This is a genomic window from Ramlibacter sp., assembly GCA_019635435.1.
GTDB lineage: Bacteria > Pseudomonadota > Gammaproteobacteria > Burkholderiales > Burkholderiaceae_C > JAHBZM01.
In genome coordinates this window covers 3,440,188-3,464,648 of sequence record JAHBZM010000001.1, presented here as the reverse complement: position 1 = coordinate 3,464,648, position 24,461 = coordinate 3,440,188, and the positions used below count along the sequence as shown (strand labels likewise).

At 67.1% G+C, this 24,461-nt stretch carries 23 protein-coding genes and 2 tRNA genes; 9 read left to right on the top strand and 16 right to left on the bottom strand.

Annotated features, from left to right (window positions below; genetic code table 11):
* Positions 1 to 204: 204 nt before the first annotated feature.
* On the top strand, positions 205 to 2,043 hold the full coding sequence (locus tag KF796_16710; GenBank protein MBX3588276.1) for a DEAD/DEAH box helicase: 1,839 nt from the start codon (positions 205 to 207) through the stop codon (positions 2,041 to 2,043).
* A gap of 134 nt (positions 2,044 to 2,177) precedes the next feature.
* The gene (locus KF796_16705) at positions 2,178 to 2,942 is read left to right on the top strand and encodes a lipo-like protein (protein ID MBX3588275.1); all 765 of its coding nucleotides are present in this window, start codon (positions 2,178 to 2,180) and stop codon (positions 2,940 to 2,942) included.
* Between the two features lie 13 nt (positions 2,943 to 2,955).
* Here the strand turns inward: KF796_16705 and KF796_16700 are convergent, their stop codons facing one another.
* From KF796_16700 to KF796_16670, 7 genes are all read right to left on the bottom strand, one after another.
* Positions 2,956 to 4,185, bottom strand: a complete 1,230-nt coding sequence (locus KF796_16700; GenBank protein ID MBX3588274.1) for a multidrug effflux MFS transporter — start codon at positions 4,183 to 4,185, stop codon at positions 2,956 to 2,958.
* Between the two features lie 53 nt (positions 4,186 to 4,238).
* A tRNA-Lys gene (locus KF796_16695) sits at positions 4,239 to 4,314 on the bottom strand.
* A gap of 21 nt (positions 4,315 to 4,335) precedes the next feature.
* Positions 4,336 to 4,411 (bottom strand) — tRNA-Ala (locus KF796_16690).
* Between the two features lie 77 nt (positions 4,412 to 4,488).
* The gene (locus tag KF796_16685) at positions 4,489 to 5,370 is read right to left on the bottom strand and encodes an NAD(P)-dependent oxidoreductase (protein ID MBX3588273.1); all 882 of its coding nucleotides are present in this window, start codon (positions 5,368 to 5,370) and stop codon (positions 4,489 to 4,491) included.
* Positions 5,371 to 5,426: 56 nt separating this feature from the next.
* On the bottom strand, positions 5,427 to 6,785 hold the full coding sequence (locus KF796_16680) for a Gfo/Idh/MocA family oxidoreductase (protein MBX3588272.1): 1,359 nt from the start codon (positions 6,783 to 6,785) through the stop codon (positions 5,427 to 5,429).
* On the bottom strand, positions 6,785 to 7,666 hold the full coding sequence (locus KF796_16675; GenBank protein ID MBX3588271.1) for a phytanoyl-CoA dioxygenase family protein: 882 nt from the start codon (positions 7,664 to 7,666) through the stop codon (positions 6,785 to 6,787). Before KF796_16675 ends, KF796_16680 begins: the two co-directional genes overlap by 1 nt.
* On the bottom strand, positions 7,663 to 8,346 hold the full coding sequence (locus KF796_16670) for a GntR family transcriptional regulator (protein ID MBX3588270.1): 684 nt from the start codon (positions 8,344 to 8,346) through the stop codon (positions 7,663 to 7,665). Before KF796_16670 ends, KF796_16675 begins: the two co-directional genes overlap by 4 nt.
* 124 nt (positions 8,347 to 8,470) lie before the next feature.
* Between KF796_16670 and KF796_16665 the strand changes: the two genes are divergently transcribed.
* Positions 8,471 to 9,346 (top strand): alpha/beta hydrolase, encoded by an 876-nt coding sequence (locus KF796_16665; protein ID MBX3588269.1) that lies wholly within the window; start codon positions 8,471 to 8,473, stop codon positions 9,344 to 9,346.
* A 93-nt stretch (positions 9,347 to 9,439) separates the two neighbouring features.
* Here the strand turns inward: KF796_16665 and KF796_16660 are convergent, their stop codons facing one another.
* Together KF796_16660 and KF796_16655 are read right to left on the bottom strand one after the other, a co-directional pair.
* Positions 9,440 to 10,417 carry a GMP reductase gene (locus tag KF796_16660; protein MBX3588268.1) on the bottom strand — a complete coding sequence of 326 codons (978 nt, stop codon included), beginning with the start codon at positions 10,415 to 10,417 and terminating at the stop codon, positions 9,440 to 9,442.
* A gap of 129 nt (positions 10,418 to 10,546) precedes the next feature.
* Positions 10,547 to 11,227 (bottom strand): hypothetical protein, encoded by a 681-nt coding sequence (locus KF796_16655; protein ID MBX3588267.1) that lies wholly within the window; start codon positions 11,225 to 11,227, stop codon positions 10,547 to 10,549.
* Positions 11,228 to 11,271: 44 nt separating this feature from the next.
* Between KF796_16655 and KF796_16650 the strand changes: the two genes are divergently transcribed.
* A complete protein-coding gene (locus KF796_16650) occupies positions 11,272 to 13,728 on the top strand; it encodes a UvrD-helicase domain-containing protein (protein MBX3588266.1) in 2,457 nt (818 codons plus the stop codon).
* A gap of 11 nt (positions 13,729 to 13,739) precedes the next feature.
* On the opposite strand, the gene KF796_16645 is transcribed toward KF796_16650, so the two are convergent.
* A complete protein-coding gene (locus KF796_16645; GenBank protein ID MBX3588265.1) occupies positions 13,740 to 14,108 on the bottom strand; it encodes a VOC family protein in 369 nt (122 codons plus the stop codon).
* 28 nt (positions 14,109 to 14,136) lie between these two features.
* On the bottom strand, positions 14,137 to 14,385 hold the full coding sequence (locus KF796_16640; GenBank protein ID MBX3588264.1) for a DUF3297 family protein: 249 nt from the start codon (positions 14,383 to 14,385) through the stop codon (positions 14,137 to 14,139).
* A 119-nt stretch (positions 14,386 to 14,504) separates the two neighbouring features.
* On the opposite strand from KF796_16640, the gene KF796_16635 reads away from it, so the two are divergent.
* Together KF796_16635 and KF796_16630 are read left to right on the top strand one after the other, a co-directional pair.
* Positions 14,505 to 15,305: an IclR family transcriptional regulator gene (locus tag KF796_16635; GenBank protein ID MBX3588263.1), complete on the top strand. Its 801-nt coding sequence runs from the start codon at positions 14,505 to 14,507 to the stop codon at positions 15,303 to 15,305.
* Positions 15,306 to 15,359: 54 nt separating this feature from the next.
* Positions 15,360 to 15,836, top strand: a complete 477-nt coding sequence (locus tag KF796_16630; GenBank protein MBX3588262.1) for a tetratricopeptide repeat protein — start codon at positions 15,360 to 15,362, stop codon at positions 15,834 to 15,836.
* Positions 15,837 to 15,904: 68 nt separating this feature from the next.
* Here KF796_16630 and KF796_16625 read toward each other — a convergent pair whose 3' ends face one another.
* The 4 genes from KF796_16625 to KF796_16610 all read right to left on the bottom strand — a co-directional run bounded on the left by KF796_16625 (position 15,905) and on the right by KF796_16610 (position 18,904).
* Positions 15,905 to 16,669, bottom strand: a complete 765-nt coding sequence (locus KF796_16625) for an iron dicitrate transport regulator FecR (protein MBX3588261.1) — start codon at positions 16,667 to 16,669, stop codon at positions 15,905 to 15,907.
* Positions 16,666 to 17,460, bottom strand: a complete 795-nt coding sequence (locus KF796_16620) for a hypothetical protein (GenBank protein ID MBX3588260.1) — start codon at positions 17,458 to 17,460, stop codon at positions 16,666 to 16,668. The genes KF796_16625 and KF796_16620 overlap by 4 nt, the downstream gene beginning before the upstream one ends.
* Positions 17,461 to 17,585: 125 nt before the next feature.
* Entirely contained in the window at positions 17,586 to 18,536 is a 951-nt protein-coding gene (locus KF796_16615) for a homoserine kinase (GenBank protein ID MBX3588259.1), read from the bottom strand.
* A gap of 14 nt (positions 18,537 to 18,550) precedes the next feature.
* On the bottom strand, positions 18,551 to 18,904 hold the full coding sequence (locus tag KF796_16610) for a hypothetical protein (protein ID MBX3588258.1): 354 nt from the start codon (positions 18,902 to 18,904) through the stop codon (positions 18,551 to 18,553).
* 167 nt (positions 18,905 to 19,071) lie between these two features.
* On the opposite strand from KF796_16610, the gene polA reads away from it, so the two are divergent.
* Positions 19,072 to 21,867, top strand: a complete 2,796-nt coding sequence (gene polA, locus KF796_16605; protein ID MBX3588257.1) for a DNA polymerase I — start codon at positions 19,072 to 19,074, stop codon at positions 21,865 to 21,867.
* A gap of 342 nt (positions 21,868 to 22,209) precedes the next feature.
* Here the strand turns inward: polA and KF796_16600 are convergent, their stop codons facing one another.
* Positions 22,210 to 22,398, bottom strand: a complete 189-nt coding sequence (locus KF796_16600) for a 4-oxalocrotonate tautomerase (GenBank protein MBX3588256.1) — start codon at positions 22,396 to 22,398, stop codon at positions 22,210 to 22,212.
* Between the two features lie 159 nt (positions 22,399 to 22,557).
* Between KF796_16600 and KF796_16595 the strand changes: the two genes are divergently transcribed.
* Positions 22,558 to 23,457, top strand: coding sequence for a dienelactone hydrolase family protein (locus KF796_16595; GenBank protein ID MBX3588255.1), 900 nt, complete (start codon positions 22,558 to 22,560; stop codon positions 23,455 to 23,457).
* A 122-nt stretch (positions 23,458 to 23,579) separates the two neighbouring features.
* The gene (locus tag KF796_16590) at positions 23,580 to 24,446 is read left to right on the top strand and encodes a ZIP family metal transporter (GenBank protein ID MBX3588254.1); all 867 of its coding nucleotides are present in this window, start codon (positions 23,580 to 23,582) and stop codon (positions 24,444 to 24,446) included.
* The last annotated feature ends 15 nt before the right edge of the window (positions 24,447 to 24,461 follow it).

Below are 24,461 nucleotides of genomic sequence, written 5' to 3'. Positions count from 1 at the left end.
CCGAGTTCATGCCATAATCGATGGCTTGGCTGTGACTGACAGCCCTCGTGCATCTCCCTTCACACACAGGCTCAGAATGAGCCAACAGCGCCCGCAAGAAAAGAGTCACCCGTGGCTTGGGCACTGAACGTCGTTTGATGGTTGATGTTTTTCAACCATGAACGACAGCCGTCCCCAGCGGGGCCGGTTGCGTGTGAGTGACCAATGACTGACTCCTTTGAAGTACAGGGCGACTTTTCGCCTGCCGAAATCTTTTCCGAAACCGTTGCCGAGACCACCCTGGGTGTGAATGACGCTGTTCAGGCCGACGCCGCTGTGGAAACAGCCGCCGCCGAACCCAATGGCTTCATCAAGCTGCAGCTCGCCGCCGAGTTGCTGCGCGCCGTGGAAGACCTGGGCTACACCCAGCCCACGCTGGTGCAGGAAAAGGTGATTCCCCTGGCCCTGCCGAGCGACGACGCGACGGGCAAGGCCAGCACCTACATCGACCTGATGGTCTCCAGCCAGACCGGCAGCGGCAAGACCGCGGCCTTCCTGCTGCCCGTGCTGCACACGCTGCTGACGCAAAAGGCCCAGGCCGAGGCCGAAGAACGCGCCGAGTTCGAGCGTGCCGTGGCCGAAGCCGCCGCCAAGGGCGAACCCGCCCCCAAGCGCCCCAAGCGCAAGGACCCGACCAACACCCGCAACTTCAAGGCCGCCGTTCCCGGCGCCCTGATCGTCTGCCCGACGCGCGAACTCGCCCAGCAGGTGGCGCATGACGCCATCGGCCTGGTGCAGCACTGCCGCGGCCTGCGCATCGCCAATATCGTGGGCGGCATGCCCTACCAGCTGCAGATCGCCAAGCTGCAGAACGCCGACCTCGTGGTGGCCACGCCCGGCCGCCTGCTGGACCTGCAGCGCTCGATGCAGATCAAGCTGGACAAGGTGCAGTTCCTCGTGGTCGACGAAGCCGACCGCATGCTTGACCTGGGCTTCTCCGACGACCTGGCCGAGATCAACCAGCTCACCATCGAGCGCAAGCAGACCATGATGTTCAGCGCCACCTTCGCGCCGCGCATCCAGCAGCTCGCCGCGCGCGTGATGCGCCAGCCGCAGAAGGTGCAGATCGACAATCCGCAGGAAAAGCACGTCAACATCAAGCAGGTGCTGTTCTGGGCCGACAACGCCCAGCACAAGCGCAAGATGCTCGACCACTGGCTGCGCGACACCACCATCAACCAGGCCATCGTGTTCGCGAGCACGCAGGTCGAGTGCGACGGCCTGGCCAATGATCTGCAGCAGGACGGCTTTGACGCCGTGGCGCTGCATGGTGCCCTGAGCCAGGGCCTGCGCAACCGCCGCCTGATGGCCTTGCGCAATGGCCAGGTCCAGGTGCTGGTGGCCACCGACGTGGCCGCGCGCGGCATCGACGTGCCCACCATCACCCACGTTTTCAACTACGGCCTGCCCATGAAGGCTGAGGACTACACCCACCGCATTGGCCGCACCGGCCGCGCCGGCCGTGACGGCCTGGCCGTCACCTTTGCCGAGTTCCGTGACCGCCGCAAGATTTTCGACATCGAGGGCTACAGCAAGCAGCCGTTCAAGGCCGAAGTGATTCCGGGCCTGGAGCCGCAGCAGCGCTTCCCGCAAGGCGGCCGCCCCGGTGGTGATTTTGGTGGCCGGGGCCGCGACGGTGGCTCGCGCGACCGCAAGTTTGGCGGCAACCGTGGCGGCGGCTTCGGTGGTGGCTTTGCTCCGCGTGACGACCGTGGCTTCCAGCCGCGCGAGAACAATGGCTACGCCAACAAGACCGGCTTCAACAAGGGCGGTGGCCGCGGCGAGGGATTTGCTCCCCGCCAAGAAGGTTTTGCACCCCGCAACGAGGGCTTTGCCGCCCGTGGCGACTTTGCGCCGCGTGGCGACCACCATGCCCCGCGCGGCGGCGAATTTGTGGACCGCAAGCCCGCGTTCGCGCGCCCCGGCTTTGCCAAGCCCGCGCGGCCGGCCAAGGCCTACGTGCCGCGTGATGGCGCCCGTCGCCCGGCCAAGCCCGCACGCTGAACCTCAGGGCAGCGCCTGCGCTGCCTCGGCCCCGGAAAGCCCGCGAACCGAAAGGTCCGCGGGCTTTTCTGCTGGCGGGCGCGGGTCGCCGGCTGTTGTAACCTTCGCGGTCTGGTTGTCCCGGGGGTATCACGATGTTGCGTCTTTCCCGATCGATGGGAGAGTGGCTGGCCCGCTACCTGTCCGCGCCCCGCGAGGGTGTCCAGGTGGGCTTGCCCTCCGACCCCGCGCGGCTGCTGCGCTGCCTGCAGCCGGGCGATGTGCTGCTGGTGGAGGGCTCCAGCCGCATCGCCACGGCCATCAAATACCTGACCCAGTCCACCTGGTCGCACGCGGCGCTTTATGTGGGCCCGCAGCTGGGAGGCACCGACGCGTCGGGCGAGCCGTTCCTGTTCGTTGAGGCGGACGTGGTGCAGGGCGTCTGCAAGAGGCCGCTCGCGCAGTACCGCAGCCTGCACACGCGCATCTGCCGGGCGCGCGACCTCGCGCCCGCGGACCGCGACCGCATCCTTGCCGAGGTGACCGGCAAGCTGGGCAACCGCTACGACCTCAAGAACGTGTTAGACTTGGCGCGCTACCTGCTGCCCGCCCCGCCGGTTCCGGGCCACCTGCGCCGCAAGATGATCGCGCTGGGCAGTGGCGACCCGACCCGCGCCATCTGCTCCTCGTTGATTGCCGAGGCCTTCCAGAACGTGGGCTATCCGATCCTGCCGCTGATCACCCACGAGCAAAAGCGAAGCGGGGCGAGCCGGCACGCGCGGCGCGAGATCTGGCACATCCGCCACCACAGCCTGTATGCCCCGCGCGATTTCGACGTGTCGCCGTATTTCGGCATCATCAAGCCGACGCTGGAAGCGGGCTTTGACTACCGCAGCATCCACTGGCAGGCGCAGGCATGAGCCGCGCGGGTTCTCAGCCCTGCACGGCCCGTCCGATTTCAGGCCAGTAACGGTGCAGCACCACCCAGGCCACCAGGCCCACGCACATCATCACCAGCGAGGCGGCGGCGAGGCCGACCGAGGAATGCATCACCAGCGGCGCGATCACACCCGCCACCAGGCCGTTGGCCGTGGACCCGATGCAGGCTTGCAATGAAGACGCCAGGCCCCGGCGCATCGGGTACAGGTCGAGCACCAGCAAAGTCACCACCGGCACCATCAGCGCCCAGCCAAAGGCGAACACCGCAATCGGCAGCAGCGACCAGCCCACATGTGGCGGCAGCAGCAGGTTGGCGACCAGATTGATCACCGAGATGCCCAGCATGATGATGAAGCCGTGGCGGATCTGCCGCTTGGGTGCGATCTGGCCCGCCAGCCGGCCACTGAACCATGAGCCCGCCATGATGCCGCCGATGGTCAGCACAAAGAACCAGAAGAACTGCGTGGGCGCCAGCTGCAGGTGGTCACCCAGGAAGGCCGGCGCCGACAGCACATACAGGAACATGCCGTTGAACGGCACGCCGCTGGCCAGCGCCAGCAGCAGGAAGCGCGGGTCCAGCCCGAGCTGCCAGTAGCCTTGCATCAGGTTGCGCACCTTGAAGGGCTGGCGCTGGGTGACGTGCAGGGTTTCGGGCAGCAGCCTGAAGTTGGCCAGCCACAGGGTCACGCCCACGCCCGTGAGAAACCAGAAGATGCTGTGCCAGCCCGTGTGCACGAACAGCCAGCCGCCCACGATGGGCGCAATGGCCGGGGCCACGCCGAAGTAGATCGTGACCTGGCTCATGACCTTCTGCGCATCGGCGGGCGGAAACATGTCGCGGATCACCGCGCGCGATACCACGATGCCCGCGCCCGTGGACAGCCCCTGCAGGCCGCGGAAGAACACCAGCTGGCCAATGCTCTGCGACAGCGCGCAACCGGCCGAGGCCAGCGTGAAGATGGCAATGCCCCACAGCACCACGGGCCGGCGGCCAAAGCTGTCGGCCATGGCGCCGTGGAACAGGTTCATGAAGGCAAAGCCAAACAGGTAGGCCGACAGCGTCTGCTGCATTTCCACCGGCGTGGCGCCCAGTGAAAGCGCGATGCCCGAGAACGCGGGGATGTAGGTGTCGATCGAGAAGGGGCCCAGCATGCCGAGCACGGCCAGCAGGACCGCAAGGGCCCAGCGTGGCGCTTTCCACAACTGGCTGGCATCGGGATTCATGGCGACCCCATAGAAAAAGGGACCCGGTCGGATGGACCGGGTCCCGTCAGAAGTGGTGGGCCCTGAGTGACTCGAACACTCGACCTACGGATTAAGAGTCCGCTGCTCTACCAACTGAGCTAAGAGCCCACTTCGAAAAAATGTTTGCTGTGGTGGAGAGGAGGAGGATCGAACTCCCGACCTTCGCATTGCGAACGCGACGCTCTCCCAGCTGAGCTACCCCCCCACAACAGCCAATATTCTAGCAACAAGGCGATGTGTTTTGAGGCAGCCCTAGATTATGCCAAAAAAATTTCACGCAGTTCAGGCCATGCCGTTGCGGCTGGCCAGTTCCACGAAAAGCCCGGCGTGGTCCAGGTCGGTCAGGCCATGGTCGATGCCATCGGCATACAGCTTTTCGAACAGGCGGGTGATGGGCGCCTCGAAGCCGATTTCCTCGGCGGTGGCCAGCGCGTTGCGCAGGTCCTTGAGCTGCACCGACATGCGCGCGCGCGGCGCGAAGTCGCGCTCGACCATGCGCTGGCCGTGGATCTGCAGGATGCGGCTGTCGGCAAAGCCGCCGGTGATCGCCTCCTTGACCTTGCCCATGTGGGCGCCGCCCTTCTCGCACAGCAGCAGCGCCTCGGCCACGGCGCCGATGGTGATGCCCACGATCATCTGGTTGGCCAGCTTGGTCAGCTGGCCCGAGCCGTGCGGGCCCACATGGGTGGCGCGGCCAAACACCGCGAACACGGCTTGCGCGCGCTCGAAATCCGCCACGCGGCCGCCGACCATGATCACCAGCTGGCCCGTCTCGGCGCCCCCCGTGCCGCCGGACACGGGCGCATCCAGGTGCGCCACATCAAGCGCCGCCAGGCGCGCGGCATGGTCGCGCGCTTCACGCGGCTTGATCGAGGCCATGTCGATGAACAGCGTGCCGGGCCGCATGGCCTGCGACACGCCTTGGCTGAACAGCACGTCATCGACCACGGCGCCGTTCTCCAGCATGCTGACCACCACATCGCACGAGGCCACGGCGCTGGCGGCGCTGTCGTGCACCGTGGCGCCAAAGGCCTGCAGCCGTTCGGCCTTCTCGCGCGAGCGGTTCCAGGCATGGACCTCATGGCCGGCCTCGCACAGGCGGCGGGCCATGGGGAAACCCATGAACCCGATGCCCAGCACTGCAATCCTGATTGAGTCACCCATGGCTGCCTCCTTTGTTGGTTGCAGACATGATGGAACCAACGGCGCGCCGCAGGCTGTCAGGCGGCTTTCAGCAGGGGCGCGGCGAACAGGTTTTCCATCTCGCGGCGTAACTTGTAAGCATGTGTTGTGGTGTCGATGGCCACGTCGGCCCAGCTCAGCGACTGGCCCTTGCGCACCGGCCGGATCACCTTGATGCCATGGGCCAGGCCCAGCGGCAAGCCGCCCATCTGCGTGGATTTTTCGGCCGGCAGCAGCTTGCCCCACACCGTGTAGCCGCCTTCACCGTCCAGCAGGTCGCCGGGTTGCAGGTCGCGCTTGGCGGTGGCCACCACGTCGGCGTTCCAGCCCGTGGCCACGCCCGTGGGCTCGCCGCGCAGCGCCACGCTGGCCACGCTCACGCCCACCTCCAGGCCAATCAGGTGCCAGCGCTTGTACAGCGTGAAGTAGCGCCCGCTCGGGTCGGTGTGGGCGTTGTATTCCTCAAAGCAGTTCTTGATGTACTCGGTCTCGGCTTCCACCGTGACCCAGACGCCCATGCGGATGTCATAGGGAATCTTGCGGCCGTCGGCCTCCAGCGACGAGATCACCTCGACCATGCCCTTGCGCTCCAGCACGCCGCCTTCGCTGAGGGGGCGCGTGACATACGGGATGTCTTCGACGCTTGCGGGGGGGTAGAGCAGGCCATTGGACGGCACACCCAGCCCGGTGGCGTTGGACACGGCCGTGCTTTCGATCGACGGCTTGGAGCCGTCGAGAAAGCTGTTGAACATCTTGGGATTGAGCCCGCCGCGCGCGGCCTGCTCGGGGGTCAGGCCATAGTTGCCCCAGACCGTGTCGGGGGTCGACTCTGAAAAATGCGGCAGCCATTTGTGGCCACGCCCCGCAGCCACCACGGGGAAGCCGCAGGTACGGGCCCAGTCCACCAGGTCGCAGATCAGCGCGGGCTGGTCACCAAAGGCCAGCGAATACACCACGCCGGCTTCGGCCGCCTTGCGGGCCAGCAAGGGGCCGCAAAACGCATCAGCCTCCACCGTGACGTTGACCACATGCTTGCCGTGCGCAAAGGCCTCCAGGCAATGGTCCACGGCGGCAATCGGGTGGCCCGTGCATTCGACGATCACGTCAATCGCCGGGTGGCGCACCAGGGCCTGCCAGTCGTCACTGATGTGGGTTGCTCCTGTTTTGATAGCGGCATCCAGCGACGGAGCCTGGACTGCAGCCTCATTCCATCCCACACGGGCGAGGTTGGCGCGGGCCCCGTCGGGCGACAGGTCCGCAATGCCGGCAAGGTGCACGCCCGGCGTGCGCGGCACCTGCGCGAGGTACATGGAGCCGAACTTGCCGGCGCCGATCAGCCCGATGCGGATGGGTTTGCCATCGGCCGCGCGCTGCTGGAGTTTGCGGTACAAATTCATCAGGCTGCCTTCTTCATCTCGTCAAAGGGCACCGAAGAAGTCTGCATGGCGCTGGCCGGCAGGCCGTCCTTCCAGGGCAGGTCCACGGGGTAGTCCTTGAGCAGGCAGTCGTCGGGCAGGGTGGTGATGGGCGTGAAGTCGCGGTGGGCGATGTACTCGGGCCGCTTGGGGCGGCGGATGTGGTTGCTCACGGCGCACAGGCTCAGGTACACGCTCACGCGGTTCCAGGGCGACAGGTTGCTGCCCGAGGCATGGACCAGGCAGCTGTGGAACAGGATCATGGAGCCGGCCGGGCCGGTCGGCGAGACGATGCCGCCGTCCTTGCCGCCCGCGCGCTCCACCAGCTTGCCGATCAGTTCGTTGTCCACCGTCCACAGCGGGTAGCTGGTGGTGGTGAGGTCGTGTTTGGCCTCGACCACGCCCTTCTTGTGGCTGCCGGGGATGAACATCAGCGGGCCGTTGTGGGCGTTCACGTCGTCCAGGAAGATGGCCACGTTCATCGCGCGCTCGGTGGGCATCATGTCGTCGTTCAGCCAGGTGCCGTAGTCCTGGTGCCACTGCCACACGTCGCCCTCAAAGGCCATCTTGCCGTTGATCTTGAACTGGTGCATGTACAGCTCTTCGCCGAACAGCTCCTGCACCGGCCCGATCATGCGCGGGTGGCGCGCCAGCTTCGCAAAGGGCTTGCTGTACATGTGGGCGGCAAAGTTGGTGCGCACCGCGTCCTTGCCCTTTTCACGCACGTTGTAGGCCTCGCGCCGGCTGTAGAGCTCGGGCACGGCGTCGTTCAGGGTCTGCGTCTCTTCAGGGGTGAAGAGGCCGGGGAAGAACAGGTAGCCATCACGGTCGAACTGTTCGAGTTGCTGTGGGGTCAGTTTCATGCTTTGTCTCCTTGGCGGGTTTGAAGGACCTGGGTGAGTTGCCGGGCCAGGTTGTCGCTGGCCTGGCGGCTGTGGTGATCAATGAGGCGGGCGGCGCTGTCGGCATCGCCCGCGGCAATGGCGGCGGCAATGGCTTCGTGCTCGTCCCAGACGGTCTCGCGCTGGCGCGAGGACTGCAGCACCGCGCCCATCACGCGGCGCAGGTGGCGCCAGTGCTGCTGCGCGATCTGCTCGATCAGCGGGTTGCCCGAGGCCTGGTAGATCGCGTCGTGGAACGCCATGTCGGCGTCGATCATGGCCTTGACGTTCTTGCCGCGGGCGGCCTTGCGCCCTTGCTCGATCAGCCGCGCGTCCATGCGAAAGCGCTGCGCGGCGGCCAGCCGCGCGGCCAGCATGTCGATGGCGCCGCGCACTTCATAGACCTTGCCCATCCACTGCGCGTCCAGCGGCGCCACCAGCACGCCGCGGCCCGGCGCGTCGTGCACGAAGCCGTCTTTCTTGAGCTGGCGCAGGGCCTGCAGCACGGGCTGGCGCGACACGGCCAGCTTCTCGGCAATGTCTTCCTGGGTGATGCGCTCGCCGGGCGCCAGCGAGCCTTCGCTGATGGCGTCGAGCAGGGCCCGGTAGACCTGGTCCACGAGGTCGGGGGCGGCTTCAATCTTCACGAGCTGGGCGGCCATGCATTCTCCAAAGTCTGTATACAGAATACACGAATGGAGCCGCGCTGTCAGTCGGGGTGATCCCCAAGGCCGGGCTGTGCCAAGATGCGGCGCTGTTCCCGCCGCTGCTTTCCAGGAGTTCTGAATGGCCCGTTACGACCCCGCATGGCTTGACCGCATGTACAACAACCGCGCGCTGGTGCCCGACCACGCGCAGTATTTCAGCCGCTGGGCCGCCGAATCGGCCGCCGTGCGCCAGCAGGGGCCGTGCACGCTGGACCTGCCCTACGGCGACGGGCCGGGCGAGACGCTGGACGTCTTTCCCGCGGGCCGCTCCGACAACCAGCCCGCGGCCTCCGCCGGCGCGCCGGTGCTGGTGTTCATCCACGGCGGCTACTGGCGCTCGCTCGACAAATCCGACCATTCCTTCGTGGCCCCTGCCTTCACACGGCAGGGGGCCTGCGTGGTCATTCCCAATTACGCGCTGTGCCCGGCCGTGACCATTCCCGACATTGCGCTGCAGATGGTGCGGGCGCTGGCCTGGACCCACCGCCACATTGCGCGTTTTGGCGGCGACGCCAGCCGCATCACCGTGGCCGGGCATTCGGCCGGCGGCCACCTGGCCGCCATGCTCATGGCCTGCCGCTGGCGCAGCCATGCGCGTGACCTGCCGGCCCACCTGGTGGCCCGGGGCCTGTCGATCTCGGGCCTGTTTGAGCTGGAGCCGCTGCGCTTCACGCCATTCCTGCAGGACTCGTTGCGCCTGACGGCCGACGACGCGCGCCGCGCCAGCCCGGCCAGGATGCCGGCGCCGCGCAACGGCCGGCTCTTCACCGTGGCCGGGGCTGACGAAAGCGCCGAGTTCCTGCGCCACAACCAGCTGATCCGCCAGGCCTGGGGCGAGCACGCCGTGCCGGTGTGCGAGGCGCTGCCGGGCCTGAACCACTTCAGCGTGCTCGAGGCGCTGGTCGATCCGGCCCACCGGTTGCACCGGCTGGCCTGCGATTTGCTATTTATTTGATAGCTGAAAGTGGCCGCCAATCCTGGACTCCAGCCCTGAAAGGCTTGAAACCCGGCTGGCACCGCGGTGCCAGGCGCGTGACCGGGCGCGCGCTCACATCAGCAGGTGCTCGCCCGCGTTGTCACCGCCCAGAATCACGTAGTTGACCTTGCGGATGTCCATCAGCCGGGTGCCGCCCGCGTAGCTGATCGAGCTTTGCACGTCCTGCTCCATCTCGGTCAGGGTCTCGGCCAGCTTGCCCTTGATGGGCTCCAGGATGCGCTTGCCCTCCACGTGCCGGTACTCGCCCTTGTTGAAGTCGCTGGCGCTGCCGTAGTACTCCTTGTAGCGCGCGCCGTCCAGCTCCACCGTCTGGCCCGGGGACTCTTCATGGCCCGCGAACAGCGAGCCGATCATCACCATGCTCGCGCCAAAGCGGATGCTCTTGGCAATGTCGCCGTGGCTGCGGATGCCGCCGTCGGCAATGATGGGTTTGGTGGCCACGCGGGCGCACCACTTGAGCGCGCTCAGCTGCCAGCCGCCGGTGCCAAAGCCGGTCTTGAGCTTGGTGATGCAGACCTTGCCCGGGCCCACGCCGACCTTGGTGGCGTCGGCGCCCCAGTTCTCCAGGTCGATCACGGCCTCGGGCGTGGCCACGTTGCCCGCGATCACGAAGCTGCCGGGCAGCTTGTCCTTGAGGCAGGCAATCATGTTCTTCACGCTGTCGGCGTGGCCGTGTGCGATGTCGATGGTGATGTACTCGGGCGTGATGCCGGCCGCCACGAGCTGGTCCACCGTGTCGTAGTCGGGCTTTTTCACGCCCAGCGAGATCGAGGCGTAGCAACCCCGCGCGTGCATGGCCTTGACGAACTGGACGTTGTCCAGGTCAAAGCGGTGCATCACGTAGAAGTAGCCGTTCTGCGCCAGCCAGGTGCAGATCGGCTCGTCCACCACCGTCTTCATGTTGGACGGCACCACCGGCAGGCGGAACTGGCGGCCGCCCAGCGTCACGCTGGCGTCGCACTCGGAGCGGCTGTCCACGCGGCACTTGCGCGGCAGCAGCAATACGTTGTCGTAGTCGAAAATTTCCATTTGAAAACCAGGCTCCAGAAGACTGTTGAATGAACAGGGAGAGCGCTTGGCTTGGCCGGCCTTGTTGCCGATGCGGGCAAAAAGAAACCGGGCGCAAGAAACTTGGGCCCGGTGGCTGAGTTTACCCGCTCAGGGTGTCTGCACACATGCGGATTGCGCTATACCCTGTATGCGGCCTTGGGCATCTTCCACCCAGCCGATCACGCGCAGGCGCTGCGGGTTGGTGCCCTCGGGCAACTGCATGGGGCGCGACTCCATCCAGCGCTTGTGCTCTGATTTTGAGAGCGGCAAAGGGCCGTCCCACGTGGACTGCAGCGTGTTTCGCACCAGATTGCGCTCCACGGGCGTGCCCTCGGTGCCGGCGGGCACGTTTTCCACCAGCGCCAGCCAGGCCGTCCAGGGGCCGCGGCTGCGCGGGCGCATCTCGATCGAGGCGGCCAGATAGCCGTTGAACGCCATGCCATGCGCCACGCGCAGGGGCTTCTGGCGGCGGGGGGCGGCCTGCGTGGCCACATCGGACTGCAGCGGCGTGGCCCGCTGCAGCGCCTGCAGCCGGTACAGCCCGTCGCGCCGGCTGGCGGCCGACAGCGGCGCGTCGTCCCCGCGCAGGCCCGGCACGATCCAGTCCAGCGCGACCTGCCGGCCTTGGGGCACCGGGGTCTGCGCATCGGTCCAGCAACTGGCGCAATCGGCGTTGATGAAGCGCTCGACCAGGCCCACGGGCCGCGGCTGGCCGTCACTGGAGCAGAAGGACTGGGCCAGGGCCGCCCAGGGCGAAGCGAGCGCGGCCAGGGCGAGCACCAGCGTCATGGGTTTCAACTTGGGATGCATTTGCGACTTCCTACAATGCCTGTATGTTCTCAGAAGTCGCCGCGCAGTCCCCACTCTTACAAAATCTCAACCCCGAGCAGCGCGCGGCGGTGACTTTGCCCGCCGAGCACGCGCTCATCCTTGCGGGCGCGGGCTCGGGCAAGACGCGGGTGCTGACCACCCGCATCGCCTGGCTGCTGCAGACCGGCCAGATCTCGCCCGGCGGGGTCATGGCCGTGACCTTTACCAACAAGGCCGCCAAGGAGATGATGACCCGGCTGGGCGCGATGCTGCCCGTGAACGTGCGCGGCATGTGGATCGGCACCTTCCACGGCCTGTGCAACCGCTTCCTGCGCGCCCACTACAAGCTGGCCAACCTGCCCCAGGGCTTCCAGATCCTGGACACCCAGGACCAGCTGAGCGCCATCAAGCGGCTGATGAAGCAGCATGGCGTGGACGACGAGCGCTTTCCGGCCAAGCAGACGCAGTGGTTCATCAGCGGCTGCAAGGAAGACGGCCTGCGGCCCAACATGGTCGAGGTGCGCGACGAGGAAGGCCGCAAGAAGGTCGAGATCTACCAGCTCTATGAAGAGCAGTGCCAGCGCGAGGGCGTGGTGGACTTTGGCGAGCTCATGCTGCGCAGCTACGAACTGCTGCGCGACAACGACCCGATCCGCGAGCACTACCAGCGGCGCTTTCGCCACATCCTGATCGACGAGTTCCAGGACACCAACAAGCTGCAGTACGCGTGGATCAAGATGCTCAGCACCCCGGCCAGCGTGGACGCCGCGACCCAGGGTGGGGCGGTGCTGGCCGTGGGCGACGACGACCAGAGCATCTACGCCTTTCGCGGCGCGCGCGTGGGCAACATGGCCGACTTCGTGCGCGAGTTTGGCGTGCAGCACCAGATCAAGCTCGAGCAGAACTACCGCAGCTACAGCAACATTCTGGATTCGGCCAACCAGCTCATCAGCCACAACAAGACGCGGCTGGGCAAGAACCTGCGCACTGACCAGGGCCCCGGCGAGCCGGTGCGCGTGTATGAAGCCACCAGTGACTTTGCCGAGGCGCAGTGGATGGTCGAGGAAATGCGCCACCTGGTGCGCGACAACGGCACCGAGCCCGGCTTCTCGCGCAAGGAGATCGCCGTGCTCTACCGCAGCAATGCGCAAAGCCGGGTGATCGAGACCGCGCTGTTCAACGCGGCCGTGCCGTACCGCGTGTATGGCGGCCTGCGTTTTTTCGAGCGCGCCGAAATCAAGCACGCGCTGGCCTACCTGCGCCTGCTGGAGAACCCCAACGACGACACCAGCTTCTTGCGGGTGGTGAATTTCCCGCCACGCGGCATTGGCGCGCGCAGCATCGAGCAGCTGCAGGATGGCGCGCGCAGCGCGGGCTGCTCGCTGCATGACGCGGTGAGCACGCTGCCGGGCAAGGCCGGCGCCAACCTGGGCGCCTTTGTGGCCAAGGTTGACGTGCTGCGCGAGCAGACCCAGGCCATGACCCTGCGCGACATCATCGAGCTGGTGCTGGACCACAGCGGCCTGATCGAGCACTACAAGGCCGAGCGCGAGGGCGCCGACCGCGTCGAGAACCTGGGTGAACTGGTCAACGCCGCCGAGAGCTTTGTGATGCAGGAGGGCTTTGGCCGCGATGCCGTGGCCCTGCCCGTGGACGAACTGGGCGGCGCGGCGCCACTGAGCCAGTCGCCAGTGAGCCAGGGGCTGGACCCGAACCTGCCTGCCGTTCGCCGGGAGCCCGTCGAAGGGCCCGCCGGGTCTTCGACAGGCTCAGGCCGAACGGATTTTGTGGAGCCCGAGACCGGCGAAACCCTGAGCCCTCTGGCCGCCTTCCTCACGCACGCGGCGCTGGAGGCCGGCGACAACCAGGCCAAGGCGGGCCAGGACGCGATCCAGCTCATGACCGTGCATTCGGCCAAGGGGCTGGAGTTTGACTGCGTGTTCATCACCGGCATGGAGGAGGGGCTGTTCCCGCACGAAAACTCCATGAACGACTACGAGGGCCTGGAGGAAGAACGCCGGCTCATGTACGTGGCCATCACGCGGGCGCGCAAGCGCCTGTACCTGAGCCATTCGCAGACGCGCATGCTGCATGGCCAGACCCGCTACAACATCAAGAGCCGTTTCTTTGACGAACTGCCCGAGGCCGCGCTCAGATGGATCACGCCCAGGAACCAGGGCTTTGGCTCGGGCTTCGGCTTTGCGCCCCAGTCAGGCGGGGGTTATGGCGGCCAGCCGCGCAGTGGCGGCGCCTGGGGCCGGCCGGCGGAGTCGTTCGCCAGCCCGCCGGTGCCGCCGCAGAAGGCCGCGCCCGCCCATGGGCTGCGTTCGGGGATGCAGGTGTTCCACACCAAGTTCGGTGAGGGCACGGTGCTCACGCTGGAAGGCACGGGCGACGACGCGCGCGCGCAGATCAAGTTTTCGCGCCACGGCGTGAAGTGGCTCGCGCTCAGCGTGGCCAAGCTCACGCCCGTGACCTGAGCCAGCGGGCCTCAGGCGCTGATCGCGCTGGTGAAGGTCAGGCGGTTGCCGAACGGGTCGGCGATCGACATGTCCCGCGTGCCCCAAGGCATGTCCTGAACCGACGGGCGCGAATAGGGGTAGGCCTTGGCCAGCAATTGGGCCTGCAGGGCGTCGATGTCGTCGGTCTCGATCCGCAGCGCGGCGCCCGGGCTGCCGTCGCCGTGGTGTTCGGACAGATGCAGCACGCAGCCGTCGCGCGAGACTTGCAGGTACAGCGGCAGGCCGGGCTCGAAGCGGTGTTCCCAGTCCACGCGAAAACCCAGGAAGCCGATGTAGAACTCGCGCGCCCGGGCCTCGTCAAAGATCCGCAGGATGGGCGTGGTCTTGCTCAAGCGCATGCCGTGCGTTCCGGGCTGCGGTGTCCGCTCAGCGGTAGAACGCCTCGACCTTGCCCTTGAGCTTGATCAGCAGCGGGTTGCCCTTGCGGTCCAGCGTCTTGCCGGCCGGCACCTTGACCCAGCCTTCGCTGATGCAGTACTCCTCCACGTTGGTGAGTTCCTTGTCATTGAGGCGGATGCCCACGTCGTGCTCGAACACCGCGGCCACATGGTGCGGGCTGCGCGGGTCGACGGACAGGTGGTCGGGCAGGGGAGGGCGTGAAGTGACGTCGTTCATGGGGCGCTATTGTCCCGATTTTGCGCGGGCCAACCCTGCCGTCCTCTTGTTCTGCAATGCAAGATCAATCCCTCATTGGGGCAATTGACTTTTAAGGTGAATATGTTCCACTTGACGGAATGCCGAAAATGCCCGCCGCCGCCAAGGAAGACCGCCACTTTGTCACCGCGCTCGCGCGTGGGCTGGATGTGCTCAGCGCTTTCCGCTCACGCGACCGCATGCTGGGCAACCAGGAGCTGGCGCGCCGCTGCGGCCTGCCCAAGTCCACCATCTCGCGGCTGACCTACACCCTGGTCAAGCACGGCTACCTCGAGCACACCGAGGACGCCAGCGGCGCCCCGGGCTACAAGCTGGGCAGCGCCGTGCTCGCGCTGGGCAGCGCGATGATCGCGCGCATGGACATGCGCCAGCTCGCGCGGCCCTACATGCAGGAGCTGGCCGACTGCAGCGGCGCCCTGGTGGCGCTGGGGATGCGTGACCGGCTGCGCATGATCTATGTGGAGACCTGCCGTGGCGACGCCGCCCTCACGCTCAGCCTCACGGTGGGCGCGCGCCTGCCGCTGGCCTCGTCGGCCATTGGCCGGGCCTACCTCGCGGTGTGCAGCGAGGACCAGCGCGCCGCGCTCATGGAGCGCATCCGCGCCCACGACCCGCTGCTGTGGCCGCAGGCCCAGGCGCGCATCCAGAGCGCCCTGGCCGAGTACCGCGAGAAGGGCTGCTGCACCTCGTTTGGCGAATGGCAGAAGGACGTGAGCGCGATTGCCGTGGCCTTCCACCCACCGGGCGGTGGCGACGTGATGGCCATCAACTGCGGGGGGCCGGGCTCGGGCCTGTCGCGCGACTTCCTGATGGGTGAAGTCCGTGACAAACTTATCGCCATGGCCGCGCGGCTGCAGGGCATGGGCGGCGGGCCGCTGTAGCCTGCATCCGTTTGCGGGTCTGGCGCGTTTATCCGTTTTACCCAGGAGATCCCGATGAAGCTCAAGTACCTCATGGTGGCGCTGGCCGCCGCAGCCACCTTCGCACAGGCCGCCGACACCCCCGGCAGCAACCCCAGCATGCCCGCGCCGCCCTCGGTGGCCGAGCGCCTGGCCGCGGCCCGCAAGGCCATCGAGGCCAAGGACTGGAACCGCGCCATGTCCGAACTCAACACCGCCGAGCGGATCGAGCCGCGCAATGCCGACGTGCACAACCTGCTGGGCTACAGCTGGCGCAAGCGCGCCACGCCCAACCTGGCCAAGGCCTTCGAGCACTACAACACGGCGCTCAAGCTCGACCCCAAACACCGTGGCGCCCACGAATACATTGGCGAGGCCTACCTGATGGACAAGAAGCCCGCCGAGGCCGAAAAGCACCTGGCCCAGCTCGAAACCATCTGTGGCAACAAGACCTGCGAGGAGTACGAAGACCTCGCCAAGGCCATCGCCGACTACAAGGCCAAAAACAAGTAAGCCGCCGGCCGCGCAAACAAAAGCCCCGCGTTGCGGGGCTTTTTTGCTGGCCGCGGGCCGGGGCAGCTTCAGCGGGTCTCGGGCATGTTCATGGCCGGGTGGGTGTGGGAGGCTCCACTGTCCATGTAGCCCATGCCGTCCTTCACGCCCTTCTTGCCGGCGATCTGCCAGGCGGTTTTCTGGTTCACCAGCCGGGCCAGGAATTCCATTTCCTCGTCGGTGTGGTTGATGGCCTTGGCCGGCGTCAGCAGGTGGCCGTTCTTGGGTTCGGCCTCGCCCCAGAACGACTGGTGGTAGTCGGCCTGGCTCACGACGCGGTCGGCTCCGGCGCCCATGTCCACCGTGCCGTAGCAGTTGCAGAAGTAGCTGCGGTAGTTCTGCGCCGGGAACACCTCGGTGTACACCCCGGTGCCGCGGATGCCCGCGGTGATGGTGGGCGTGACGATCTGGCGGCTCAGGCCCTTGCCCCAGACACTGGCCACCGCGCCGGTGATCATGCGCAGCAGGCTCACGGCATTGAGCGTGGGGCCGCGCTCCACGGTCATGCGCGAATTCTGGCGCACCAGGAACGAGGCATTGCCGATCACGAACACGAGGTTGGAGCCCGGCCCGGTTTCCAGCGAGTCACCGGTCTGGATGACCTGCTGCGGGCGCAGCCTGTCGCCGTTGATCAGCGCGTCGCCACGCAGCTCGACGATGTTGCTGCGCTGCTGGGCCTGGGCCGTCGCAAAGCCGCCCATGGCGGTCCAGGCGGCGGCGGCCTGAATGAAGCTGCGGCGCTGGAACCAGAGGACTTCTTCTTCGGTGCGGCCTTGGAGGATGTGCTGTGTCATGGGGTTTCTCCGGGATTGAGGGGGTCATTGTCCGCAACGAAGCTGTCGCAGAAGGTGAAATACACCGAGGTGAAGAACATGGCGGCCATGATCAGTGCCGTGGGCACCATGGCCACGCCCGCGAACTGGGGGCTGCCCGTGAGCGCGGCGATGCTGGTGATGACAATGCCGCCGCCAATGAACACCGCCACCCACATCAGGCCGTACAGCGTGAACGCCTTGAAGTTGCGCAGGCAGGCCACCAGGCTGAAGAACAGGCTTTTCACGGGCGACACGCCATGCCAGTGCACCAGCGCCGGCGCATGCCAGAACAGCAGCGACAGTGGCAGGTACAGCGCCATGGCCAGCCACATCGCGCGCTGGAAATCGTCGGCCGTGACCAGCTCGCGCGTCATCTGCCCGCCCACCAGGTACAGCCGCGCGAACTTGCCGCCGTCCATCAGCGCCGAAATGCCCATGACCGCGAGAAAGCCCATGGCATAGAGCGCGCCCAGCACCAGCATGGCCTGCAGGCGCTGCTGCCCCGCGCGAAAGGCGGTCATGAGGATGGACGGCATCGGGAACTTGCCGCGGCTGGCTTCGCGCGTGGCGGCCATCAGGCCCAGCGTGGCGGCCGGCAGCAGGGCCAGCGCCAGCGCGCTGCCCACCAGCGGCACCATGGTGGCGATCGACATCACGGCCATGAACATGAAGAACAGGCCCGACAGCGCCAGCGGCTGGCGCAGGAAGGTTTGGATGCCAAGTTTGACCCATGAGATGCCGGTGCGTGCGGGAACAATGTTGAGTTTCATTCGATATACGTGAGGAAAGTCGGTTTGGAGGCAGGTTTCCTTACCGCGCAGTATCGGGGCAGTATCGCCTGAGGCCCGGCGCGTGACAAATTTAACGCGGGCCAGCGCGCCGGGGCGGGCCCCGGTCAGGCCTGCACCGGCTGGGCGATGCGCTGGCGCAGCACGCGCTCAAAATGCGTGGGGTCGTGCGGCGTGAGCATCGAGGCTTCGCGCGGCAGGTGGTAGTCCCACAGGCGGGAAATCCAGAAGCGCAGGGCGCCCGCGCGCAGCAGGGCCGGCAGCAGCTGGCGTTCGGCGCGGGCCAGCGGGCGCACGGCCGCATAAGCCTGCAGGAAGGCACTGGCGCGCGCCGGGGCGTGGGCGCCGCTGGCCAGGTCCACGCACCAGTCGTTCAGGCATACGGCCATGTCAAACAGCCAGCTGTCCACGCCCGCGAAATAGAAATCAAAAAAACCCGTGAGCTCGCCGGCCTCGAACATCACGTTGTCGCGGAACAGGTCGGCATGCACCGGCCCGCGCGGCAGCGCGGCATAGGCCGAGCTGGCCGCCACATGGTTCTGGAAGGCCACCTCGGCCTGCAGCAAGGCGGCCTGCGGCGCGTCCAGGTGGGGCAGCACCACGGGCGCCGTTTCGTTCCACCAGGGCAGGCCACGCAGGTTGGGCTGGCTGCGGTTGAAGTCACGGCCCGCCAGGTGCATGCGCGCGAGCATGGTGCCCACGGCCGCGCAATGGGCCTCGGTGGGAGCCAGTTCGCTCCTGCCGCGCAGCCGGTTGACCACGGCCGCGGGCTTGCCGCACACGGTGTGCAGGATGTCGCCGTCGCGGTTGGCGGCCGGGTCGGGCACGGGGATGCCGCGCTGCGCCAGGTGCTTCATCAGGTGCAGGTAGAACGGCAGCTGCTCAAAGGTCAGGCGCTCGAACAGCGTGAGCACATACTCGCCCTCGCTGGTGAAGGCGAAGTAGTTGGTGTTCTCGATGCCGCCTTCGATGCCGCGCAGCTCGCGCAGTTCGCCCAGATTGAGCTGGCTCAGCAGGGCCTGGGCCTGGTCGGCCGACACGTCGGTGAATACAGCCATGGGTCAGTCGCGGCTCAGAATTTGAAAACGTTCCAGACGCGCTGGCCCTGGGCGCCGCTCAGGCCGTCGCGCGCGAACACGCGCGCGCGGGCGCCGTCGGTGGGCTGCATTTCGTACTCGGGCAGGCCATTCTTGGGCTGCACGGTGATGCTCTGCGTCTCACCGCCCACCCGCAGTTCGTCCACGCGGGCGCCCGCGTCCTCGACGCGGATGCGCTCGATCTGCTGGTTGCGGCGGCCTTCCAGTTGCTCCTGTTTTTGTAGCGCGTCAGGGCCGCCCGTCCTGGACTCCAGGGCTTTTGGGTCTGCAGCCAGGGCGGGCAGGGCGGCGCAAGCCAGGATCGGGGCGAAAAAAAGGAGGGCACGCATGGCGCTCATTGTAGGAAATCGCGGCGGCAGCCGGTTCGCGCCCGGCACGGCAACCGCCACGGTAACCTCCACGGCGATGGCCCGGGCCGCAAGCGCGCGCCGGAGCCCGGATTAAACTGGCAGGCACCCCTCACACGCCCCACCTGACCGCAAACGAACGCCCCCACATGTCAGACACCGCCTCCCGCACGCTGCTCCTGGTCGACGGTTCCAGCTACCTGTACCGCGCCTTCCACGCCATGCCCGACCTGCGCGCGGTGCCGGGGGACCCCACGAGCCCGGCCACCGGTGCCATCCGCGGCATGATCAACATGATGCAGAAGCTGCGCAAGGACGTGCGGGCCGACTACGCGGCCTGCGTGTTCGACGCCAAGGGCCCGACCTTCCGCGACGCGCTGTACCCCGAGTACAAGGCCAACCGCTCGCCCATGCCCGACGACCTGCGCAGCCAGATCCCGCCCATCCACGAGGTGGTGAAGCTGCTGGGCTGGAAGGTGCTGGACGTGCCCGGCGTGGAGGCCGACGACGTGATCGGCACGCTGGCCCATGTGGCGGCGCAACAGGGCATCGAGGTCATCATCTCCAGCGGCGACAAGGACCTGAGCCAGCTGGTCAACGAACACATCACGGTGATCGACACCATGAACGACCGGCGCCGCGACATCGCCGGCGTGCAGGCCGAGTTCGGCGTGCCGCCCAGCCTGATGCTGGACTACCAGACCCTGGTGGGCGATGCGGTGGACAACGTGCCGGGCGTGCCCAAGGTCGGCCCCAAGACGGCGGTGAAGTGGCTGCTCGAATATGGCTCGCTCGACGCGCTGGTGGCGCGCGCCGACGAGATCAAGGGCGTGGCGGGCCAGAACCTGCGCGACGCGCTGGGCTGGTTGCCCAGGGGCCGCGAGCTGCTCACGATCAAGACCGACTGCGACCTGGCCGGGCACGTGGCGGGCCTGCCGGCGCTGGACGCGATCTCGATTGGCGGGCAGGACAGCGAGGCCCTCATGGCCTTCAGCGAGCGTTATGGCTTCAAGGGCCTGGTCAAGACGCTGCTGGCCCACGAGGTGCCGCCCGAGCAGATCGAAGCGCACAAGCACAGTGGCGCGGGCAGCGCGCCCGGCCTGTTCGACGAGCCGCTGCCCACCAGCGCCTCGCCCGCCAGCAACCTGAAGTACGACACCATCCTGAGCTGGGAGCTGCTGGACACCTGGCTGGCGCGCCTGCAGGCCGCCGGGCTGGCGGCCGTGGACACCGAAACCACCTCGCTGGACGAAATGCGCGCCGAGATCGTGGGCATCAGCTTCAGCGTGACCCCGGGCGAGGCGGCCTACATTCCGCTGCGCCACGCAGGCCCGGACGCGCCGCAGCAACTGCCGTTCGACGAGGTGCTGGCCAGGCTCAAGCCCTGGCTGGAAGACGGCAGCAAGAAAAAGCTGGGCCAGCACATCAAGTACGACCGCCATGTGTTCGCCAACCATGGCATCGAGGTGCGGGGCTACGCCCACGACACCATGCTGCAAAGCTATGTGCTCGAGGTCCACAAGCCGCACGGCCTGGCCAGCCTGGCCGAGCGCCACCTGGGGCGCAGCGGCATCAGCTATGAAGACCTGTGCGGCAAGGGCGCGCACCAGATCCCGTTCAGCCAGGTCGATGTGGCCAAGGCGGCCGAATACTCGTGCGAAGACTCCGACCAGACACTGGACGTGCATCGGGCCCTGTGGCCGCAGCTGCAGAAGGACGAGAAGCTGCGCTATGTCTACGAGCTGGAGATGCACAGCAGCGAGACGCTGTACCGCATCGAACGCAACGGCGTGCTGATCGACGCGCCCACGCTGGCCGCGCAAAGCCATGAACTGGGCCAGCGCATCCTGGCGCTGGAGACCGAGGCGCACGAGCTGGCCGGCCAGCCCTTCAACCTGGGCAGCCCCAAGCAGATCGGCGAGATTTTCTTCACCAAGCTGGGCCTGCCCGTGGTCAAGAAAACCCCGAGCGGCGCGCCCAGCACCGACGAGGAAGTGCTGGAGAAGCTGGCCGAGGACTACCCGCTGCCCGCCAAGATCCTGGAGCACCGCGGCCTGTCCAAGCTCAAGGGCACCTACACCGACAAGCTGGGCCAGCTGGCCAACCCGCGCACCGGGCGCGTGCACACGCACTACGCGCAGGCCGTGGCCGTGACGGGCCGGCTGTCCAGCAACGACCCCAACCTGCAGAACATCCCGATCCGCACGCCCGAAGGCCGGCGCGTGCGCGAGGCCTTTGTGGCGCCAGCGGGCAGCGTGATTGCCAGCGCCGACTACAGCCAGATCGAACTGCGCATCATGGCCCATATCAGCGGCGACGAGGCGCTGGTCAAGGCGTTCCATGAGGGTATGGACGTGCACCGCGCCACGGCCGCCGAGGTGTTTGGCGTGCCGCCCGACCAGGTCAGCAGCGAGCAGCGGCGCTATGCCAAGGTGATCAACTTCGGCCTCATCTACGGCATGAGCGCTTTCGGGCTGGCGCGCAACCTGGGCATCGACAACACGGCGGCCAAGAACTACATCGAGCGCTACTTCCAGCGCTTTGCCGGCGTCAAGACCTACATGGACGAGACCCGCCTGTCGGCCAAGAGCAAGGGCTACGTGGAGACGGTGTTTGGCCGTCGCCTGTACCTGCCCGAGATCAACTCACCCAACGGCCCGCGCCGAGGCGGTGCCGAGCGCGCCGCCATCAACGCGCCCATGCAGGGCACGGCCGCCGACCTGATCAAGCTCAGCATGAACAAGGTGCAGCAGGTGCTGGACGACGAGAAGCGCGGGACCCGGATGATCATGCAGGTGCATGACGAACTGGTGTTCGAGGTGCCCGATGCCGAGGTGGACTGGCTCAAGACCGAGATCCCGCGCCTGATGGCCGGTGTGGCCGAGCTCAAGGTGCCGCTGCTGGCCGAGGTGGGCGTGGGGCCTAACTGGGAAAAGGCGCACTGACACTCTCTTGTTGCGCTTTTGGCGCCTGCTTGGTCTCGGGATCAGGCGGACAGGGCACTCTGCTCCGCGACTGTCCCCCGGGCCGGCTGCGCCGGCCCCCCTCCTTTATGTCGCTGCGCAGAGCGCCCTGTCCGCCTGATCCTGCCAACGGCTTTGCGCGCCCGGTTCCCGGCGTCCGTGCCATGCACGCAGCGGTTTGGCGGTGATGGGTACCCGCCGCAGCGAGGTCAAGGAGGAGGGATGGGCGAAGCCCAGCCCGGGGGACACGAGCGGAGGCGGGTACCCGTCGCCGACAAACCGCGGTCCGGAGCGGGGCACCGGACGCGAAAACTGCCCGAGAAACTAGCTCTTCTCCGACCACAACTCCCCACCGGTCGCCCAGTCGCTCTTCTTGACCTCGTAAAGGATCACATCCACCGCCGTGGGCTTGAGCCCCAGGCTTTCAACGGCCGCCTGGGTCAGGGCGCGAACGAGGTGCTTCTTCTGCTCGGGCGTGCGGCCTTCGAACATTTCGACACGGATGGTGGGCATGGGCTCTCCTTTTGAGTGTTTGGACGAATGCACATGGTGGCCGTAGCCCTGTCGGGGCGGGGGTTTTCCATGGCGGCCCACAATTCTGCGGCCTGGCTGAAAACTTTTCCCGCGCAGCGGGAATCAGACCGGGCTGTCCATCAACTACCGGAGACCTCCATGCTGCGTGACGATCTCAAAGCCGAATTCGACTCCCTGCTGCCCGGCGAATCCAGCGCCTCGGGCGCCACACGCCGCACCGCGCTCAAGGCCGCGCTGGGGGTGGGCTATGCGGCGGCCGCCGCGCCCATCATGGCGCAGTCCGCCATCAAGACGCCGGTGGACGGACTGACCGCGGGCGAGATCACCATCGACGTCAACGGGTTCAAGATGCCGGCCTACCGCAGCGCGCCCGCGGGCAAGACGGGCCTGCCCGTGGTGCTGGTGATCCAGGAAATCTTTGGCGTGCACGAGCACATTGCCGATGTGACGCGGCGTTTCGCCAGGGCCGGCTACATGGCCATCGCGCCCGAACTGTATGCACGCCAGGGCGACCCGGGCAGCTACAACGAGATCGGCAAGCTGATGTCCGAGGTGGTGGCCAAGGTGCCTGACGAACAGGTCATGGGCGACCTGGACGCCACCGTGAAATGGGCCGCCGCCAATGGCGGCGATGCGGGCCACTTGGGCATCACGGGCTTTTGCTGGGGCGGGCGCATCACCTGGCTGTACACGGCGCACAACCCGCAGGTCAAGGCCGGCGTGGCCTGGTATGGACGCCTGGTGGGCAACAACACGCCGCTCACGCCCAGGCACCCGGTGGACATCGCGGCCGGCCTCCATGGCCCGGTGCTGGGCCTGTATGGCGGTGCCGACCCCGGCATTCCCCTTGACACGGTTGATAAGATGAAAGCGGCTCTGGCCACCGGCAACGCGGCGGCCAAGGCCTCTGAGTTTGTGGTGTACCCTGACACCCCCCATGCCTTCAACGCCGACTACCGCGCCAGCTACCGCCAGGGACCGGCGCAAGATGGCTGGAAGCGGGCCCTGGACTGGTTCAAGGCCCATGGCGTGGCTTGACAGGGGCATGCCGTCCGGCCCTGGGGGCCGGGCCATCAACGCAGGGCCGCGCAAGCGGCCTTTTTTTGTGAGTTTCAGAACAAAATAGGGCTGTAGTCCAAGCTGGACGGCCACTGAGCGCTATGACATTGATAGCAATTGTGATTGCCACGCTGGCTGCCGGCATCGGCAGCGTCTGGCTGGCCGCGGGCCTGATGTCGCTGGGGGCGCTGGCCCGTCCGGCCACCGCTGGCGAGGGCGGCGCGGCCCAGCACCTGCTGAGCCTGGCGGCGGGCGCCCTGTTGGCCACGGCCTTCATGCACCTGCTGCCCGAGGCGTTCGAGTCGCCCGCCGGTGCCCAGGTGCTGTTTGCCACCCTGCTCGTGGGCCTGGTGTTCTTTTTCCTGCTCGACAAGGCCGAGCTGTGGCACCACGGCCATGAACACCACCATGGGCCGGCGGACCCGTCGGGCCATGCGGCCCACCCGCATCACGGGCATGACCATGGCCACAGCCACAGCCACAGCCACAGCCACGACCACGGCCATGCCACGCCGGGGGGGGGCAGCTGGGCGGTGCTGACGGGCGACAGCGTGCACTGCTTTGGCGACGGCATCCTGATCGCTTCGGCTTTCATCGCCGACCTGCGGCTGGGGCTGGTGGCGGCGCTGGCCGTGCTGGCCCACGAGGTGCCGCACCACATGGGCGATCTGGTGGTGCTGCGCCAGTCCAGCCGCAACCGGCGCATGGCACTGGTCAAGGTGTCACTGGCGGGTGCCGTGACCACGCTGGGGGGCGTGACCGGCTATTTCCTGGTGGAGCAGCTGCACGACCAGCTGCCGTACTTCCTGGTGGTGGCCAGCAGCAGCTTCATCTATGTGGCGCTGGCCGACCTGATTCCCCAGTTGCAGCGGCGCCTGAGCGCGCGCGAGACCGCGGGCCAGGTGGCCTGGCTGCTGGTGGGCATCGCACTGGTCACCGGTGTGAGCACGCTGGCCCACAGCCACTGACGGGGCGCGGACCCG